Source organism: Streptomyces sp. NRRL S-920 (assembly GCF_000717945.1).
GTDB lineage: Bacteria > Actinomycetota > Actinomycetes > Streptomycetales > Streptomycetaceae > Streptomyces > Streptomyces alboniger.
Genome location: NZ_JODF01000002.1, coordinates 91,707 through 107,881 on the forward strand (window position 1 = coordinate 91,707; position 16,175 = coordinate 107,881).

The following is a 16,175-nucleotide window of genomic DNA, read 5'->3' on the forward strand; positions in this document are numbered from 1 at the left end:
GTCCGTCTCCCCCGTCGCGGCTATTCCGCCGCTGCCCGCCGGGTCCGCGTGGACGCCACGGCCCAGCCGAGGCCGCCGAGGGCGACCAGGACGAGGATGCCCTCGGGCAGCACGCCGAGGCGGGTGGCGGGGGTCTGCGAGGAGCGCAGCGGCACGTCCTCGACGAGCGAGGCGGCGGTGAACCACTTCGTCTTCGCCTTCACCCTGCCGTCCGGCATGATCACCGCGCTGACGCCGCTGGTCACCGGGACCGTGACGGCGCGGCTGTGTTCGACCGCGCGCACCCGGGACATCGCGAGCTGCTGGTAGGTCATCTCGCTGCGGTCGAAGGTGGCGTTGTTGCTGGGCACCGAGAGGAGCTGGGCGCCGCCGGTCACGGTGTCGCGCACGGCCCAGTCGAAGGCGGCCTCGTAGCAGGTCGCGATGCCCACCTTGGTGCCCGCCATGGTGAAGACGCCGGGCTCGGAACCGCGGCTGAAGTCCTGGCGGACCATGTCGACGTCACTGCTGAAGACGCCGATGAGGCCGCGCAGCGGGATGTACTCGCCGAACGGCTGGATCTGCCGCTTGTCGTAGGTGTCGGTCGGGCCCTTCTCGGGGTCCCACAGGATCTGTTCGTTGAAGAGCTTGCCGTCCTTCCCCTCGACGACGCCGCCCACGGAGAGGGGCACCCCGATCGCCTTGACGGCGGCCTCGATCTCCTGGCGCGCGTCGGGGTTGGTGAACGGGTCGATGTCGGAGGAGTTCTCCGGCCACAGCACGAGGTCCGGGCGCTTGACCGTGCCCGCCTTCACCGCGGCGGCCAGGCGTTCGGTCTCGCGCACGTGGTGGTCGAGGACCGCGCGGCGCTGGGCGTTGAAGGCGAGCCCCGCGCGCGGGACGTTGCCCTGGATCGCGGCGACGGTCGCGGTGCCGTCCTCGGCCTCGTCGCTGACGAGCGGGCGGGCGGCGAGGGCGCCGCCGAGCGGGACGAGCACGCTGAGCACGGCAGCGGCCGCCGCCCCGCGCCGCAGGACCCGGGTGGCGCGTACGTCATGGAGCCGGCGCACGATCTCGTACAGCCCGAAGCCGCTCAGGACGACCGCGAACCCGAGCACGGGGGTGCCGCCGAGCGCGGCGAGGGGCAGGAAGACGCCGTCCGCCTGACCGAAGGCGACCTTTCCCCAGGGAAAGCCGCTGAACGGCACGCGCGCGCGTGCCGCCTCTCCCGCGATCCACAGGGCCGCGGCCCAGAGGGGGTAGCCCGGCAGCCGGGAGACGGCCGCGACGCCCGCGCCCACCAGGGCGACGAAGACGGCCTCGATGGCGGCGAGCGCCAGCCACGGACCGGGGCCGACCTCGACGCCGGTCCACACCAGCAGCGGCAGCAGGAAGCCGAGACCGAAGAGGTAGCCGAGACCGAGGCCCGCCTTCCAGGTGCGGCCGCGCAGACACCAGGCGAGACCGGCGAAGGCCGGGAGCGCGAGCCACCACAGCGTGCGGGGCGGGAAGCTGACGTAGAGCAGTACCCCGGAGAGAGCCGCCGCGGCGGCGGGCACGAGCCCCCGCCGGACACGCTCGGCACGAGAGCCCCGTACGGGCTGCGGATCGAGCTGGTCCGGCTCGTCTACGGGAGTGGTGGTGGCGGTCACTCCGGGAGTGTACGGCGCGTGATCCGGGCGCCGACAGCGCGGTCGCCCGGGCGGCAGGCCCCGTCAACGGGGGTCGGTGCGGGGTGCCCTGGGCTTCAGGTGGGCCCGGATCGCGCGGACCGCGGATTCGGCGTCGTCGACGGTCACCGTGAACATGTGGCCGTCGCCCAGCCTGATGACCACGCCCTCGCCGCGCCGCACCACGACCGCCGTGCCCTTCTCGGGACGCCAGCGGTAGCCCCAGCCGCCCCACTGCCGGGGCGTGACCGAGGGCGCGAAGTCCGCTCCCACGACATGGGAGAGCGGGATGTGGCGGCGCGGCAGGCCCAGATGGCCGCAGCGCACCTCCAGGAAGTCCTTGTCGATCTTCACGGCCACGTGGACGAAGGCGAGGGTCCCGAAGAGCATCAGAAGGCCGGCGGCGATGCAGCCCACGACGGACATGAGCAGTGGGGCGAAGCCCGAGGTCCACATGGAGCCGACCGCCAGGGCGATGCCGAGCGCCAGACAGGCGGCGCCGGCGCTGGCCAGCAGCCACTGGACGCGGTTGGTCGCGCGGCCGGTCCAGACCTCGGGCCGGCCGTCGGTCACGGCGCGCTCGCCGTGTTCCTCACGGGCTGGGTCCTTCATGCCTCCGAGCCTACTCAGGTTCCAGCGCGAAGGCACCGCGTCGCGAAGAGTGACCGCCACCCCCGGGACCTGGGGAGATCAGAGCGCGGGGCTGACCGCCGCGAGCATGCGCCCCTCGGCGTACGTGAGCGCTTCTCGCGGCAACTGCTCCGCGCGCCCGCTGAGCAGCACGGTGAGGCCGGGAGCCGCGGCGTCCGAATCGGCGACGGCCGCGGGGGCGGCGCCGGGCCGCTCTCCGGTCCTGCGCAGCGCCTGGGCCGCGACGGCGCCGGCCGAGCCGTGCAGCACGAGGGGCGGCAGCTGGGGCTGCTGCACGGCGGCGCGAATACGCTCGGCGACCAGCTCGTAATGGGTGCAGCCCAGGACGACGGCTCTTACATCGGGCGGGGTGAGGGCGGCCGCGGCGGCGATCGTCTCGTCGATGGCCTTCTCGTCCGCGTACTGCACGGCGTCGGCGAGACCCGGGCAGGGCACCTCCGTGACGGCGACATCGCTCGCGAACTGCTCGATGAGGCCCCGCTGGTAGGGGCTCCCGGTGGTGGCGGGCGTGGCCCAGATGGCCACGGGTCCGCCGCCCGCGGCGGCGGGCTTGATCGCCGGGACGGTCCCGATGACCGGAATGCCGGGCTCCAGGCGGGCCCTGAGCGCGGGCAGCGCGTGCACGGACGCGGTGTTGCAGGCCACGATCAGCGCGTCGGGCCGGTGCGCGGCGGCGGCCTCGGCGACGGCGAGCGCCCGCGCGGTGAGGTCTTCCGTGGTGCGCGGCCCCCACGGCATCCCGTCGGGATCCGAGGAGAGTACGAGATCGGCGTCGGGCCGCAGGCGACGCACCGCGGCCGCCGCGGCGAGCAGTCCGATACCGGAGTCCATGAGCGCGATCTTCACCCGGTCACCATAGTCGATGGGCCCCACAGGCCCCGTCCCATGGGGCAGACTTCGGCGGATGAGCGCCGTTGCGTGGACCGCCGCCGGATCGCTTGCCGCGTGGCTCTGGCTGCTGTTGGGGCAGGGCTTCTTCTGGCGTACGGACGTGCGTCTGCCACCGCGGAGGGACCCCGCGCACTGGCCGTCGGTCTGTGTCGTCGTGCCCGCGAGGGACGAGGCCGACATGCTGCCCAAGAGCCTGCCGTCGCTGCTGGCGCAGGACTATCCGGGCCGGGCCGAGGTCTTCCTCGTCGACGACGGCAGCTCGGACGGCACGGGCGAGCTGGCCCGCGCGCTGGCCGAGCGGCACGGCGGCCTGCCGCTGACCGTCGGCTCCCCCGGTGAGCCGCCTGACGGGTGGACGGGCAAGCTCTGGGCGGTGCGCCACGGAATGGGTCTCGCCCGCGCGCGGGATCCCGAGTATCTGCTCCTGACCGACGCGGACATCGCCCACGCGCCGGACAGCCTGCGGCAGTTGGTGGCCGCCGCGGACACGGGCGGTTTCGACCTGGTCTCCCAGATGGCCCGGCTGCGGGTGCGGAGCCTGTGGGAGCGGCTGGTGGTCCCGGCGTTCGTGTACTTCTTCGCGCAGCTCTACCCCTTCCGCCGGATCGGGCGGAAGGGGGCGCGGACGGCTGCCGCGGCGGGCGGTTGCGTCCTGCTGCGCGCCGACACCGCGGAGCGGGCGCGGATCCCCGACGCCATCCGGCACGCGGTGATCGACGACGTCGCGCTCGCGCGGGAGGTGCGGCGCGCGGGCGGTCACATCTGGCTCGGGCTGGCCGAGCGGGTCGACAGCGTCCGCCCCTACCCCCGCCTCGCGGACCTGTGGCGCATGGTCTCGCGGAGCGCGTACGCCCAGCTGCGGTACCACCCGCTCCTGCTCGTCGTCACGGTCGCCGGACTCGCGGTGGTGTATCTGGCTCCCCCGGTGACCCTGGTCGCGGGCCTGGCCACCGGCAGCGCACCGGCCGCGACGGCAGGCGGTCTGGCCTGGCTGGTGATGACCGGGACGTATCTGCCGATGCTCCGCTACTACCGGCAGCCGCTCCCGCTCGCTCCCCTGCTGCCCGTCACCGCCTTCCTGTACCTCCTGATGACCATGGACTCGGCGGTGCAGCACTACAGGGGGCGGGGCGCGGCGTGGAAGGGGCGTACGTACGCGCGTCCGGACACCGTCGCGGAGCCCGCACCGGAGCGGCGCTGAGCGGTTACTTCCTGCCGGGGGTCCAGTTCATGCCCCAGCCGTAGGCGTGGTCGATGGTGCGCTGCGGGCTCACGCCGCGCTCCGGCACGAGGTAGCGGGCCTCTCGCTGTACGACGAGGTCGCCGCCGTTGTTGGTGAGGAGGGCCAGGGCGCACACCGTCGAGGGGACCGTGCACTCGTCGAGCGAGAAGTCGATTGGGGCGCCGTGCTGGGGCATGAGGGTGACCGTGGCGTTGAGGTCCGCGAAGCTGCGCGCGCCCTCGTAGATCGTCACGAAGATGACGATGCGCCGGAAGTCCTTGATGTGGTCGAGGTTGATGGTGAGGTTCTCCCCGGTGTCGACGGCGCCGGTGCGGTCGTCGCCGTCGAGCAGCATGTAGGGAGGCTGGTGCAGGGCTCCGAAGGCGTTGCCGAGGGCCTGGACGACTCCTTTGCGGCCGTCGGTGAGTTCGTAGAGCGCGCAGAGGTCCAGGTCGAGGTCGGCGTGCAGGGCCATGGCTCTGCCGAGCTTCGCGCCCCAGCCCTTGAACTGCTTGCGCGTCTGCCAGTTGAGGTTCACGCGCATGCCGCCCGAGGTGCCGCCCTGTTTCGTCAAGGAGACCGACGGGGCGTCCTTCGTGAGGGTGACTTTGGTGAGGCGCACGGGCGCGGGCGAGGCTGCGGGCCTCGCGGGCACGGGCGGGGCGGTGGGGCTCGCGGGCACGGGCGGGGCGGCGGGGCTCGCGGCTACGGGCGGGGCGGGAGCGGCCCGGGTGACGGGCGGGGCGGGAGCGGGTGTCCGCTGCTGCGGCTCGTCCACCGTGATCCCGTAGTCCGTCGCGAGCCCCTCAAGACCGCTGCCGTACCCCTGGCCGACGGCGCGGAACTTCCAGGCGCCCTGACGCCGGTACAGCTCGCCGAGGACGAACGCCGTCTCCACGGTCGCGTCCGCGCTGTCGTAGCGTGCGAGTTCGGCGCCGCTCGCCGCGTCGAGCACCCGGATGTACAGGCCGGGGACCTGACCGAACGTGCCGCCGTCGGCCGACGCGGCGATCACCACGCTCTCGATCGCGGGCTCCACGCGCGCGAGGTCGACCGCCAGCACATCGCGGACGCCGCCGTCGGAGCGCTGCTTGCCCTCGTACCGCACCGCTCCGGAGGAGTGCGCGGGCTGGTTGTAGAAGACGAAGTCCGCGTCCGAGCGCACCTTTCCGGAGGAGGCCAGCAAGAGGGCGGACGCGTCGGCGTCGGGCACTCCGGCGCCGGAGCCCCATCCCAATTCGACCCGCACGGCGGGCGCCGGTACGGGAACATTCGATCCTTTAGGCATTGTCATGTCCGCCCCCATCGCAAGTCGCCGCGTCCGGCAGGGCCGCCGATTCCGTTCGCGGCCAACCTATTACCCGGATCACCGGGAGGCCCACGATCGCGTCCTGGAGGATCCTCCTGTCCGCGCTCGGACCAACCCTGGGTAACCCGCCAGGAACTCGGCCTTTACACGATCCGTACGCCGTTCGGCGACCGATTTTCCCAAGTTCGCTCGCATTGGGGATCCGTCACCACTGCCGACACGGAAAACAACCCTCTTATCGGTCTCCCCAACCAACACATCTAGGGCTTAACTTATGGAGCATGACCTCCCCCCGCTCCACCTATGGCGGCGGTTACTACTCCGCGCCGTCCTTCACGGACACTCCGATCTACGACTCCCTCGTCGCAGAGCGGGGCACTCCTCAGATCGCCCCGATCCGGGTTCCCTCCGCGTACGACACGGGTAGCCACCTGCCCGCCCTCCCGGCCGCGCTGCCCGCCCTGCCGGCCGCCCCTTCCCATCACCAGCCGTCGTACGGCTACGCCCAGGCCCAGCAGCCCGCCCCGCTGCAACAGGCCGCCGCGCCGTACATCCCGCAGCAGGCCGCGGGCCCGCGCGGATACCCGGGCGCCCAGCCCCAGCGGCCCGCCGCCGGTACGGGGTACGAGGCGATGCGCCCCGCGGCGCCGCGCCCCGCCCCCGCGCCGTACGAGGATCCGTACAACCGCCCCTATCGCGGGTACTGATTCGCCGGGGCGCGGGGGCCGAACGCCGGGGGACATCACTGTCAGTGGCTGCTGGCAGGATGTCCTCATGTCGAATCCAGCACTTCTGTCGATCCACGTCCACCCGCTCAAGGCGGCGCAGGGGCACGCCCCCCGCGAAGCCGTCGTGGAGCCCTGGGGGCTCGCGGGTGACCGCCGGTGGATGCTGGTGGACACGGACGGCCGGTTCGTCTCCCAACGGCCGCATCCACGCATGGCGCTCGTCGCCGCCGAGCTTCTGCCCGGCGGCGGCCTTCGCGTGTCCGCGCCCGGCAGGAGGGCCCTGACCATCGCCGTGCCCGACCCCGTCGAGACGGTGCCGGTGGAGGTCTGGAAGGACAAGGTCGACGCGGTGCCCGCGAGCGCTGACGCGCATGCCTGGTTCAGTGCCCACCTCGACACGGATGTGCGGCTCGTCCACCTCGACGACCCCGCGAAGCGCCGCCCGGTCGACCTCGCGTACGGCAAGGAGGGCGAGACAGTCAGCTTCGCGGACGGCTTCCCGCTGCTGCTCACCGCGCTCTCCTCGCTCGACGCCCTCAACTCCCTGATCGCCCAGGGTGATCACGCGGACGAGGGCCCGCTGCCGATGAACCGCTTCAGGCCCAACGTCGTCGTGGACGGCACCCCGCCCTGGGCCGAGGACGACTGGAAGCGCGTAGCCATAGGCGACGTCGTCTTCCGCGTCGTCAAGAAGTGCGGGCGCTGTGTCGTGACGACCACCGACCAGAACACCGCGGAGCGCGGCAAGGAGCCGTTGCGCACGCTCGCCCGCCACCGCCGTGTCGGTGACCAGCTCGTCTTCGGGCAGAATCTGGTGCCCGAATCCACCGGCGTCATCCGCGTCGGTGACGCATTCAAGATCCTCGAATGACCGGTGGCCGAATGGGGAACTCAATGGCGGAGCAAGGACGTTGAGTTTCATGAACGCGAAGGGAGCGCGACTTCGCCGGGCGACTTCGCGGGGCGGCCGCACACGGTAATTTCGCTCTCTCTTCTCGCCACCCGCGCGCGAGCCGTGCCGTTCCTGATCAAGACGGACGCGGAAGGGGGTGCAGGTCTGTGCGGGCAATCGCCGGACTGTGGCGCTGGCGGCACAATCCGCTGCGCCGCGGCACCGACCTCGCCGAGGCGTGGGTGGCGCTTGTCGCCCTGATGCTGATCCTCGTCGCCGTCCCCGTCATCGGCACGCTCACCGCCGACCGCTCGCGGGAAGCCCTGCTCACCTCGGTGCGCGAGCAGCGCGAGGCCCGCCACGCGATCGTCGGCACGGTCCTGCGGAAAATCTCCGCTCCCCCGCTCGACCCCGATCCCGAGACCTCGTCGGCGCGCGACGCCCACAGCCGCGTGCTCGCGCGCTGGTCGGCCCCGGACGGCACCGACCGCTCGGGGGTCGTCGTGGCTCGGCTCGACGCCCCGCGGCCAGGCGACCGCTTCCGGCTGTGGACCGACGAGCGCGGCCGTGTCGTCGGCCGCCCGCTGGACAGCGCGACGGCGACCGCGCACGCCGCCCTCGCCGGGCTCGGCGCGGCCACGGCGAGCGTCGCGCTGATCGAGGGCGCCCGCAGGCTCGTCCTGTGGCACATCGTGCGGGGGCGTCATGCCCGCCTGGACCAGGCATGGGCCAAGGCCGGCCCCGACTGGGGCAGGACCGGCGCCGGTTCCTGACCGCCCGTTGGCCGGACCCCGCGGGCGGGAGCCTGGCGATCGGGTCAACTCGCCCTGCTCACCCGCGCTACGGTGGACCGGCCGAACTCTTCGGCTTCTTGCGCATCGACGCAGCACATCGGGGCGAGATCCCGCATACGACGAGGTGGGGGCAGAGCAACTCCATGGCACAGGGCACGGTCCAGGTGACGCACACCGGCACGTCGCGGTGGCGGCGCCGCACCGGCGAGTACGCATCGCTCGCCGCTGCCTTGGAGGCCGCGAGCGACGGCGACGTACTGACCGTCGCCGCGGGCACCTACCGCGAGAACCTCGTCGTCCAGCGTGCGGTGACCTTGCGCGGCCCCGAGGGCTCCGCCGGTTCCGTGCGCATCGCCCCGTCCGAGGGGGTGCCGCTCACGGTGCGCGCCTCCGCCGTCGTACAGGATCTGCACGTCGAGGGCCAGGACTCGTCCGCGCCCGCGCTGCTCGTCGAGGACGGCGCCCCGGAGCTGGCCGGCATCCGGGTCGTGACCCGCTCCTCGGCCGGCATAGAGGTGCGGGGCGGCGCGCGTCCCACGGTGCGCCGCTGCACCGTCGACAACCCCGGCGGCATCGGCATCGCGGTGCTCGACGGTGGCGGCGGTGTCTTCGAGGAGTGCGAGGTCGTCGCGGCGGGCCAGTCCGGCGTCGCGGTGCGCGGCGGTGCGCACCCCCGCCTGGAGCGCTGCCGGGTGCACCACGCCTCGGGCGCCGGCCTCTCGGTGACCGGCGAGCACACCGGCCTGGAGGCGATCGGCTGCGAGGTGTACGAGATCAAGGGCTCGGGCATCCAGGTCACCGGGCGGGCGTCGGCGCATCTGACCGACTGCGACGTGCACCGGACCACCTCCGACGGCGTCACGCTCGACACGGATGCCGTTCTGACGCTGGCCGACTGCCGCATCCACGACATCCCGGAGAACGCGATCGACCTGCGCTCGCGCTCCGTACTCACGCTGACGCGCTCCACGGTCCACCGCTTCGGGCGCAACGGCCTGTCGGTGTGGGACCCGGGCACGCGGGTGGACGCCAACCAGTGCGAGATCCACGACAGTACGGGCGACTATCCGGCGGTGTGGGTCAGCGACGGGGCGACGGCCGTCCTGGAGTCGTGCCGGGTGCGCGACGTGCCGGACGCGCTGTTCGTCCTGGACCGCGGCTCGCGCGCCGACGTCGTCGACAGCGACCTCTCCCAGGTGCGCAACACGGCGGTGTCGGTGAGCGACGGCGCGACCGCGCAGCTCGACGACTGCCGTATCCGCGAGGCGGCCACGGGCGCGTGGTTCCGTGACCACGGCAGCGGCGGCACGCTCGCCAACTGCACGGTCGACGCCGTCCAGACCGGAGTGATCGTCACCAAGGGCGCCGACCCCACCATCGAGCGCTGCACGGTCACCTCGCCCGCCGAGGCCGGCTTCTACGTCTCCGCGGGCGGCCGCGGCAGCTTCCACGGCTGCCGGGTCAGCGGCAGCGGCGGCTACGGCTTCCATGTCATCGACGGCTGCCGTACGACGCTGAAGAAGTGCCGCACGGAGCGGTGCGCGCGCGGCGGCTTCGAGTTCTCGGAGGAGGGTCCGCTCGTCGAGGACTGCGCGAGCGACCAGAGCGGTGGCGTGCCCGCACCGGGGTCGGCGCCGCTGGAGACGCCCGCCGCGCAGACGCTCACGCAGACCGCCGGGCTGCTCGGCTCCGTCCCCGTCCAGCAGGCCCCGCAGCCGACGGCTCCCGAGAAGGGCGCCCGCGCCTCCAAGGAGGTCCTCGGCGAACTCGACGCGCTGGTCGGCCTGGACAGCGTCAAGCGGGAGGTGCGCGCCCTCACCGACATGATCGAGGTGGGCCGCCGCAGGCAGCAGGCCGGGCTCAAGGCCGCCTCCGTCCGCCGCCACCTGGTCTTCACGGGGTCGCCGGGTACGGGCAAGACGACCGTCGCGCGGCTCTACGGCGAGATCCTCGCCTCGCTCGGCGTCCTGGAGAGCGGTCATCTCGTCGAGGTCTCGCGCGTCGACCTGGTCGGGGAGCACATCGGCTCGACGGCGATCCGCACCCAGGAGGCCTTCGACCGGGCGCGGGGCGGCGTGCTGTTCATCGACGAGGCGTACGCCCTCTCCCCCGAGGACTCCGGGCGTGACTTCGGCCGTGAGGCCATCGATACGCTGGTGAAGCTGATGGAGGACCACCGCGAGGCCGTCGTGGTGATCGTCGCGGGCTACACCGAGGAGATGCGGCGCTTCCTCTCCGTCAATCCGGGTGTGGCGTCCCGCTTCTCGCGGACCATCACCTTCAGCGACTACGTTCCCGAGGAGTTGCTGCGGATCGTGGAGCAGCAGGCCGAGGAGCACGAGTACCGGCTGGGCACGGGCGCGGGCGAGGCGCTGTTGAAGTACTTCACGGCGCTCCCGAAGGGCCCGGCGTTCGGCAACGGCCGCACCGCGCGGCAGACGTTCGAGGCGATGGTGGAGCGGCACGCGGGCCGGGTCGCCCAGCTGCCCGAGCCGAGCACGGACGATCTCACCCTGCTGTATCCGGAGGATCTGCCGGAGCTGGTGTGACCGCTTCCCGCGCCGCCGGCCTCGGGGGCGGCACGACCGCCTTGAGGCGCGCGAGGAGCCGTGCGCGTTCCTCGGCGAAGGCGGGGTCGGTCTGGTAGCCGCCGTGGCCGTGGATGGGTGCCGGGAGCGGGTGGGTCTCCGTACGGCCGTAGGCCAGGGGGTCCTTGAGGGCGGCGCGGTCGACTTGGGGGCCGCAGGCGCCGCGGAGGTTGATGGGGCCGCCGATCGGGTCGGTGGGGCGGTGCAGATTGCGCCAGCAGTCGACCTCGCGGTGCAGGGAGGTGAGCGCCGCCGGGCCGAAGTGGGCGGGGAACCAGCGGCCGTAGAGACGCTCCAGGGGTGAGCCGTAGGTCAGCAGGGCGACGCGCCTGCGGACCGAGGGGCGCAGCTGCCAGGCGGCGGCCGCCGCGAGGACGCTGCCCTGGGAGTGCCCGGAGATGACGAGGCGCCCGCCCGTGGCACTGGTGGCACGGGTCCAGGCCGCCATGCGCCAGGTAAGGTCGGGGACCGCGCGCTCGGCGTAGCAGGGCGGGGCGAAGGGGTGGGCGGCGCGCGGCCAGAACGTACCGACGTCCCAGAGGATGCCGATGGTGCGGCGGGCCGAGGCGTCCTTGTAGGCGCGGCGGCCCCAGGTGACGAACAGTATGAAGCCGAACCCGATCAGCCAGGAGCCGAGTGCCTGGGCCGTCTCCCCCGCGCCCTCGACGACATCGGGCGTGCCCTGGACGGCTTGTGCGGGGACCTTCTCCGTCAGCCATGCGCCGATGAGGGCTCCGGCGCCGAACAGCAGTGTGACGGCGGAGATGATGCCGACGAGCAGGGGGGCGCGGTCGGTGAGGGCGGCACGCGCGCGTGTGCCCGCGATGCGGCGGGTGCGCGCGGAGTCCTTGGGCTCGCCGGGGTAGTCGAGCGTCACCTTCGTCATCTCGCGGCGCTTGCGCTGGAGGGTGCGCAGGCCCAGCCAGGCGCACAGCACGGCGACGACGACGAGGAGCGGCGGGATCACGGACGCCTGCCAGGTGAGCAGCACGGGCGGTCCGTCGATCGAGCCGTGGGCGCCGTCCAGCCAGTCGGCCACGCGCTGTGCGCCGCCGCCGGACATCACCCCGCCCAGCGCGCAGGACAGCATGGCGACGGCGGGGCCGCCGAGGCCGCGGATGGCGGTGCGGGCGTCGGGCGAGGTGCGGTACAGGGAGTGCGCCACCACCGCGAGGGCGACGACCAGCAGGCCCTGGGCGATCGCGATGCCGCCGAAAGTGGCGTCGCCCGGCAGCCGTCCCTCGGACCGCCAGCCGGGGCGCGACCAGCTCGCGTAGACCAGGATCAGGACGAGCAGGGCCAGCGCGGCCAGGGGGAGTCCGCGCACGAGGGCCCGGTCCAGCCGGCGGTCGAGTCTGCGCTCGCTGCGCCCTCTGCGGCACACCACCCAGACGACGGCTCCCCCGCCCAGGACGAGCGCCGCGTCGACGGTCCAGCCGAGGAGGTCGAGGAGCGCGGAGCCCCCGGGGCGGCGGTCGTGGCGGGCGGCCGAGGCGCCGACGGCCGCGGCGACGGTGAGCAGCCCCGCGGCGGTGTGGGCGGCGCGCAGCCGGGCGACGAGGCGGCGGCCGTACCAGAATCCGGGCCTGCTGAGTGCGGTGCGGGTCGCCTCCTCCTCCTCGTCCTCGGGCTTGTGGGGCAGCGGCTGCTGGGACTCGTACGCGCTCCAGGTGCGGTGGGAGAGGTACCAGAGCAGGCCGGTGAGGGCGGCGGGCAGCAGGGCGGCGAGGGCGAGCCGTCGGCCGGGCTGCGACCACCAGCCGCCCCGGCCCGCCTCGTCGGTCGCGAGGAAGCCGAGCCAGCCGCGGTCGGCGGCGCACCGGGGGGTGCCCGCGCACTGCCAGGCCGTGAGGTCGAGCGCGACCTCGCAGGCGGCGGCGACGAGCAGCACGGTGAGGGTGAGTCCGGTCAGCCGTACCAGGAGGCCGTAGGTGCGGACGAGGGGGCGGCGGTGGCGTGAGGTGGGGCGCATCCAGTGGGCGAGGTTGACGACCATGAAGGGCAGCAGCAGGAGCCACAGGGCGCGTGAGCCGTTGCCGGAGGTCAGGTTGCACCACACGTAGGCCTCGGGGACCGGCTTGCCGCGGTAGTCGTCGGGGCGCTGCTCCGCGTCGGCGTCCTCGGTGCGGCGGAAGAGGGCCGCCGTGTTGTCGCCGGAGATCCGCACGGTCCGCGGATCGCCCAGCATCTCTTCCGGTGTGGTGCCCCCGACTCCATGGACCAGGAGTTCCAGGGCGGTCTCGTCCTGCGTCGCACGCTCCACTGTTCCGCTTCCCCCGACATGTGCGTGGTGTGGGCACAAGGATCCCGGCTCGCGGATCCCGGCGCACCCCTCGTCACGTAATCTCCCCCTTCCGGGGTGGGCGTGAACCGCGCGCGGGGGGTGGCACCGGTGTCAGTGGCACATGCGAGGATGAGGCCCTGCGCGCCGGTCGGGCGCGGTCGGTGGACGAGGCAGAAGGGCCGGGCCGGGCGTGAGTGAGAATCAGAACCTCCTCGCCGAGCAGCGTCGCGCTCTGATCCTCGACGAAGTGCGCCGCAGGGGCGGGGTCCGTGTCAATGAACTGACCCGGAAGCTGGGCGTGTCCGACATGACCGTCCGCCGCGATCTCGACGCGCTGGCCCGTCAGGGCGTGCTGGAGAAGGTGCACGGCGGGGCGGTGCCGGTCGTCGAGGCGAGCACGCACGAGCCGGGGTTCGAGGCGAAGTCGGGCCTGGAGCCGACCGCCAAGGAGGACATCGCGCGGACGGCGGCGTCGCTGGCCGTCCCGGGCTCGGCGATCGCGCTGTCCGGCGGCACGACGACGTACGCGCTGGCGCACCACCTCCTGGACGTGCCGGACCTGACGGTGGTGACGAACTCGGTGCGGGTCGCGGATGTCTTCCACTCCGCGCAGCGCAGTTCCGGGCAGCGGCAGGGCATGGCGACGGTCGTGCTGACCGGCGGGGTGCGCACTCCGTCGGACTCGCTGGTGGGGCCGGTCGCGGATCAGGCGATCGCGTCGCTCCACTTCGACGTGCTCTTCCTGGGTGTGCACGGCATATCGCCGGGGGCGGGCCTGTCGACGCCGAATCTGGCCGAGGCGGAGACCAACCGCCGCCTGGTGCAGTCGGCGCGGCGCGTGGTCGTGGTCGCGGACCACACCAAGTGGGGCACGGTGGGCCTGAGTTCGTTCGCTGAGCTGTCGCAGGTCGACACGCTGGTGACCGACGCGGGGCTGCCCGCGGAGGCCCGTGCGGAGATCTCCGAGCATCTGAACCGGCTCGTGGTGGCGGGCGAGCGCGAGGGCGTCGAGGACACCGCGGGCCCTGAGAGCAGCGCGGACACTGAGGACACTGAGGGCACTGACGACCCCGGCGTCACTGAGCGGCACGAGGACTCCGCAGACATCTGACGAACCGCCAGCTATGGTGAGCTTTCCCGGTCAACTACTCCGCTGGGGGGGGCAGAGTTCGATGATGCGCCGACTGAGCCCTGTGGGGCTCGACTTCATCGAGTCCGCCGCGCTGCGCCTGGTGTTCACGCGCGAGCTGAGCGCCCCGCCCGAGGCGGTCTACCACGCCCTCGCCGTCGATGTGATGGCCTGGCCCACGTGGTTCTCGTCGGTCACGCGGTGCCGCCCGGCCGACGGCGGCAAGGGACGCGAGGTCCTGCTCAGGGGTGGTACGCGCTTCCGGGAGACGATCCTCGCGGCCGACGCGCCGGAACGGTACGCCTACCGCGTCGACGAGACGAACGCGCCGGGTCCGCGGGCGCTCGTGGAGGAGTGGCGGCTCGTCCCGGCCGGGGCGGGCACCCGTGTGCGGTGGACGTTCGCCGCCGATGGTCCCGCCCCCTTCCGCCTCTCGCTGAGGATCGGCCGCGCGGGCCTGGGCCGGGCCTTCCGCGACGCGGTCACCGCGCTGGACCGCCGGCTCACGCGGAGCGAGGCGTAGCGCGTACTCGCCGGTGCGTAACTTGGTGAGCCTGCTGACGCGTCGGCGCGGCCCGACTCGGCCTACTTGGGCCACGCTCCCGTGGTCAGGAGCGTGTCGATGGCTTCGGCGTACGGCGTGATGTCCAGGCCCTGTTCGGCCAGCCACGCGTCCGAGTAGTACTTGTCCAGATAACGGTCGCCCGGGTCGCACAGGAGGGTGACCACGCTGCCCGTGCGGCCCGCGGCCACCATCTCGGCGACGATCTTCAGGGCGCTCCACAGACCGGTGCCGGTCGAGCCGCCCGCCTTGCGGCCGATGGCCAGTTCCAGGGCGCGCACGGCGGCGACGGACGCCGCGTCCGGCACCTTCATCATGCGGTCGATCGCCCCGGGTACGAAGCTCGGTTCCATGCGGGGGCGGCCGATGCCCTCGATGCGGGAGCCGCAGTCGCTGGTGGCGTGCGGGTCGTTCTTCGTCCAGCCGTCGAAGAAGCAGGAGTTCTCCGGGTCGGCGACGCAGATGCGGGTGTCGTGCTGCATGTAGTGGACGTAGCGCGCGATGGTCGCCGAGGTGCCGCCGGTGCCGGCCGTGGCGACGATCCACGCGGGCTCGGGGTAGCGCTCCAACCTCAGCTGCTGGTAGATCGATTCGGCGATGTTGTTGTTGCCCCGCCAGTCGGTGGCTCGCTCCGCGTACGTGAACTGGTCCATGTAGTGGCCGCCGGTCTCCACGGCGAGGGCGGCCGACTCCGCGTACATCGTGCGCGAGTCGTCCACGAAGTGGCACTGCCCCCCGTGGAATTCGATCAGCCGGATCTTCTCGGCGCTCGTCGTGCGCGGCATGACCGCGATGAAGGGCACCCCGATCAGCTTCGCGAAGTACGCCTCGGAGAGGGCCGTGGAACCGCTGGAGGCCTCGATGACCGGGCGGCCCGGCCTGATCCAGCCGTTGCACAGGCCGTAGAGGAAGAGCGAGCGCGCCAGGCGGTGCTTGAGGCTGCCGGTGGGGTGCGTCGACTCGTCCTTGAGGTAGAGGTCGATGCCCCACTGCTCGGGCAGCGGGAAGCGCAGGAGATGGGTGTCGGCCGAGCGGTTGGCGTCGGCCTGGACCTTGCGGACGGCTTCTTTGAGCCAGGCGCGGTACTCCTCGTCGCTGTGGTCGACGTCGAGTGTGGGCATCGGCTCGTCGGCTCGATCCTGTCGGGGGGTGCTCACGGCGGGGCTCCTTCGCGTCGTGCCGGACGCGATTCGGCGCGGCCGTACCCCTCGATCTTAAACACCCTTCGCACGCTCCCCACCTGCATAAACACACCTTTGAGCGGCTCAAAGACACTGCTGGCGCAGCGGGCGGGCAGGCTCTGCGGGAAGGGGCACGCGAGGGCGTCGACAGCCTGTCCGGACATCTCCGTGCGGACTGGTGCTCGACGCCGCGTGCGTGCAGACTGCCCCGCACGGGGCACCTGTCCCGGCAGGAACGAATTCACCGGAGCCCATAGGTTCACCGGAGCCATAGGTTCACCGAAGCCGAAGCGCA

13 protein-coding genes are annotated in these 16,175 nt (G+C 72.8%); 7 read left to right on the plus strand and 6 right to left on the minus strand.

What is annotated here, in order from left to right:
* Positions 1-20 precede the first annotated feature (20 nt).
* The 3 genes from lnt to IG54_RS0101915 all read right to left on the minus strand — a co-directional run bounded on the left by lnt (position 21) and on the right by IG54_RS0101915 (position 3,146).
* On the minus strand, positions 21-1,631 hold the full coding sequence (gene lnt / locus IG54_RS0101905) for an apolipoprotein N-acyltransferase (protein WP_030776383.1): 1,611 nt from the start codon (positions 1,629-1,631) through the stop codon (positions 21-23).
* Between the two features lie 63 nt (positions 1,632-1,694).
* Positions 1,695-2,261: a hypothetical protein gene (locus IG54_RS0101910; protein WP_030776386.1), complete on the minus strand. Its 567-nt coding sequence runs from the start codon at positions 2,259-2,261 to the stop codon at positions 1,695-1,697.
* A gap of 78 nt (positions 2,262-2,339) precedes the next feature.
* The gene (locus tag IG54_RS0101915) at positions 2,340-3,146 is read right to left on the minus strand and encodes a glutamate racemase (protein WP_030776388.1); all 807 of its coding nucleotides are present in this window, start codon (positions 3,144-3,146) and stop codon (positions 2,340-2,342) included.
* Between the two features lie 58 nt (positions 3,147-3,204).
* On the opposite strand from IG54_RS0101915, the gene IG54_RS0101920 reads away from it, so the two are divergent.
* The gene (locus IG54_RS0101920) at positions 3,205-4,392 is read left to right on the plus strand and encodes a glycosyltransferase (RefSeq protein ID WP_030776390.1); all 1,188 of its coding nucleotides are present in this window, start codon (positions 3,205-3,207) and stop codon (positions 4,390-4,392) included.
* Between the two features lie 4 nt (positions 4,393-4,396).
* On the opposite strand, the gene IG54_RS0101925 is transcribed toward IG54_RS0101920, so the two are convergent.
* Positions 4,397-5,707 (minus strand): TerD family protein, encoded by a 1,311-nt coding sequence (locus IG54_RS0101925; protein WP_030776395.1) that lies wholly within the window; start codon positions 5,705-5,707, stop codon positions 4,397-4,399.
* 296 nt (positions 5,708-6,003) lie between these two features.
* On the opposite strand from IG54_RS0101925, the gene IG54_RS0101930 reads away from it, so the two are divergent.
* The 4 genes from IG54_RS0101930 to IG54_RS0101945 all read left to right on the plus strand — a co-directional run bounded on the left by IG54_RS0101930 (position 6,004) and on the right by IG54_RS0101945 (position 10,685).
* Entirely contained in the window at positions 6,004-6,429 is a 426-nt protein-coding gene (locus IG54_RS0101930; protein ID WP_030776397.1) for a DUF6643 family protein, read from the plus strand.
* Positions 6,430-6,496: 67 nt separating this feature from the next.
* Positions 6,497-7,321, plus strand: a complete 825-nt coding sequence (locus IG54_RS0101935) for an MOSC domain-containing protein (RefSeq protein ID WP_030776400.1) — start codon at positions 6,497-6,499, stop codon at positions 7,319-7,321.
* A 188-nt stretch (positions 7,322-7,509) separates the two neighbouring features.
* A complete protein-coding gene (locus tag IG54_RS0101940) occupies positions 7,510-8,115 on the plus strand; it encodes a hypothetical protein (protein ID WP_030776402.1) in 606 nt (201 codons plus the stop codon).
* Between the two features lie 164 nt (positions 8,116-8,279).
* Positions 8,280-10,685: a right-handed parallel beta-helix repeat-containing protein gene (locus tag IG54_RS0101945; protein WP_030776406.1), complete on the plus strand. Its 2,406-nt coding sequence runs from the start codon at positions 8,280-8,282 to the stop codon at positions 10,683-10,685.
* Here IG54_RS0101945 and IG54_RS0101950 read toward each other — a convergent pair.
* On the minus strand, positions 10,645-12,987 hold the full coding sequence (locus IG54_RS0101950; protein WP_106976923.1) for a hypothetical protein: 2,343 nt from the start codon (positions 12,985-12,987) through the stop codon (positions 10,645-10,647). The two genes, IG54_RS0101945 and IG54_RS0101950, sit on opposite strands and share 41 nt — an antisense overlap.
* A gap of 211 nt (positions 12,988-13,198) precedes the next feature.
* Between IG54_RS0101950 and IG54_RS0101955 the strand changes: the two genes are divergently transcribed.
* On the plus strand, positions 13,199-14,119 hold the full coding sequence (locus IG54_RS0101955) for a DeoR/GlpR family DNA-binding transcription regulator (protein ID WP_234335927.1): 921 nt from the start codon (positions 13,199-13,201) through the stop codon (positions 14,117-14,119).
* Positions 14,120-14,180: 61 nt separating this feature from the next.
* Positions 14,181-14,660: an SRPBCC family protein gene (locus IG54_RS0101960; RefSeq protein WP_030776413.1), complete on the plus strand. Its 480-nt coding sequence runs from the start codon at positions 14,181-14,183 to the stop codon at positions 14,658-14,660.
* A 62-nt stretch (positions 14,661-14,722) separates the two neighbouring features.
* Here IG54_RS0101960 and IG54_RS0101965 read toward each other — a convergent pair whose 3' ends face one another.
* A complete protein-coding gene (locus IG54_RS0101965; RefSeq protein WP_051819202.1) occupies positions 14,723-15,820 on the minus strand; it encodes a PLP-dependent cysteine synthase family protein in 1,098 nt (365 codons plus the stop codon).
* Positions 15,821-16,175: the final 355 nt, after the last annotated feature.

Excerpts from the sequence above, each read along its gene's own strand:
- IG54_RS0101910 (WP_030776386.1), bottom strand. The coding sequence starts at position 2,261 with ATGAAGGACCCAGCCCGTGAGGAACACGGCGAGCGCGCCGTGACCGAC.
- IG54_RS0101920 (WP_030776390.1), top strand. The coding sequence starts at position 3,205 with ATGAGCGCCGTTGCGTGGACCGCCGCCGGATCGCTTGCCGCGTGGCTC.
- IG54_RS0101925 (WP_030776395.1), bottom strand. The coding sequence starts at position 5,707 with ATGACAATGCCTAAAGGATCGAATGTTCCCGTACCGGCGCCCGCCGTG.
- IG54_RS0101930 (WP_030776397.1), top strand. The coding sequence starts at position 6,004 with ATGACCTCCCCCCGCTCCACCTATGGCGGCGGTTACTACTCCGCGCCG.
- IG54_RS0101935 (WP_030776400.1), top strand. The coding sequence starts at position 6,497 with ATGTCGAATCCAGCACTTCTGTCGATCCACGTCCACCCGCTCAAGGCG.
- IG54_RS0101945 (WP_030776406.1), top strand. The coding sequence starts at position 8,280 with ATGGCACAGGGCACGGTCCAGGTGACGCACACCGGCACGTCGCGGTGG.
- IG54_RS0101960 (WP_030776413.1), top strand. The coding sequence starts at position 14,181 with ATGATGCGCCGACTGAGCCCTGTGGGGCTCGACTTCATCGAGTCCGCC.
- IG54_RS0101965 (WP_051819202.1), bottom strand. The coding sequence starts at position 15,820 with ATGCCCACACTCGACGTCGACCACAGCGACGAGGAGTACCGCGCCTGG.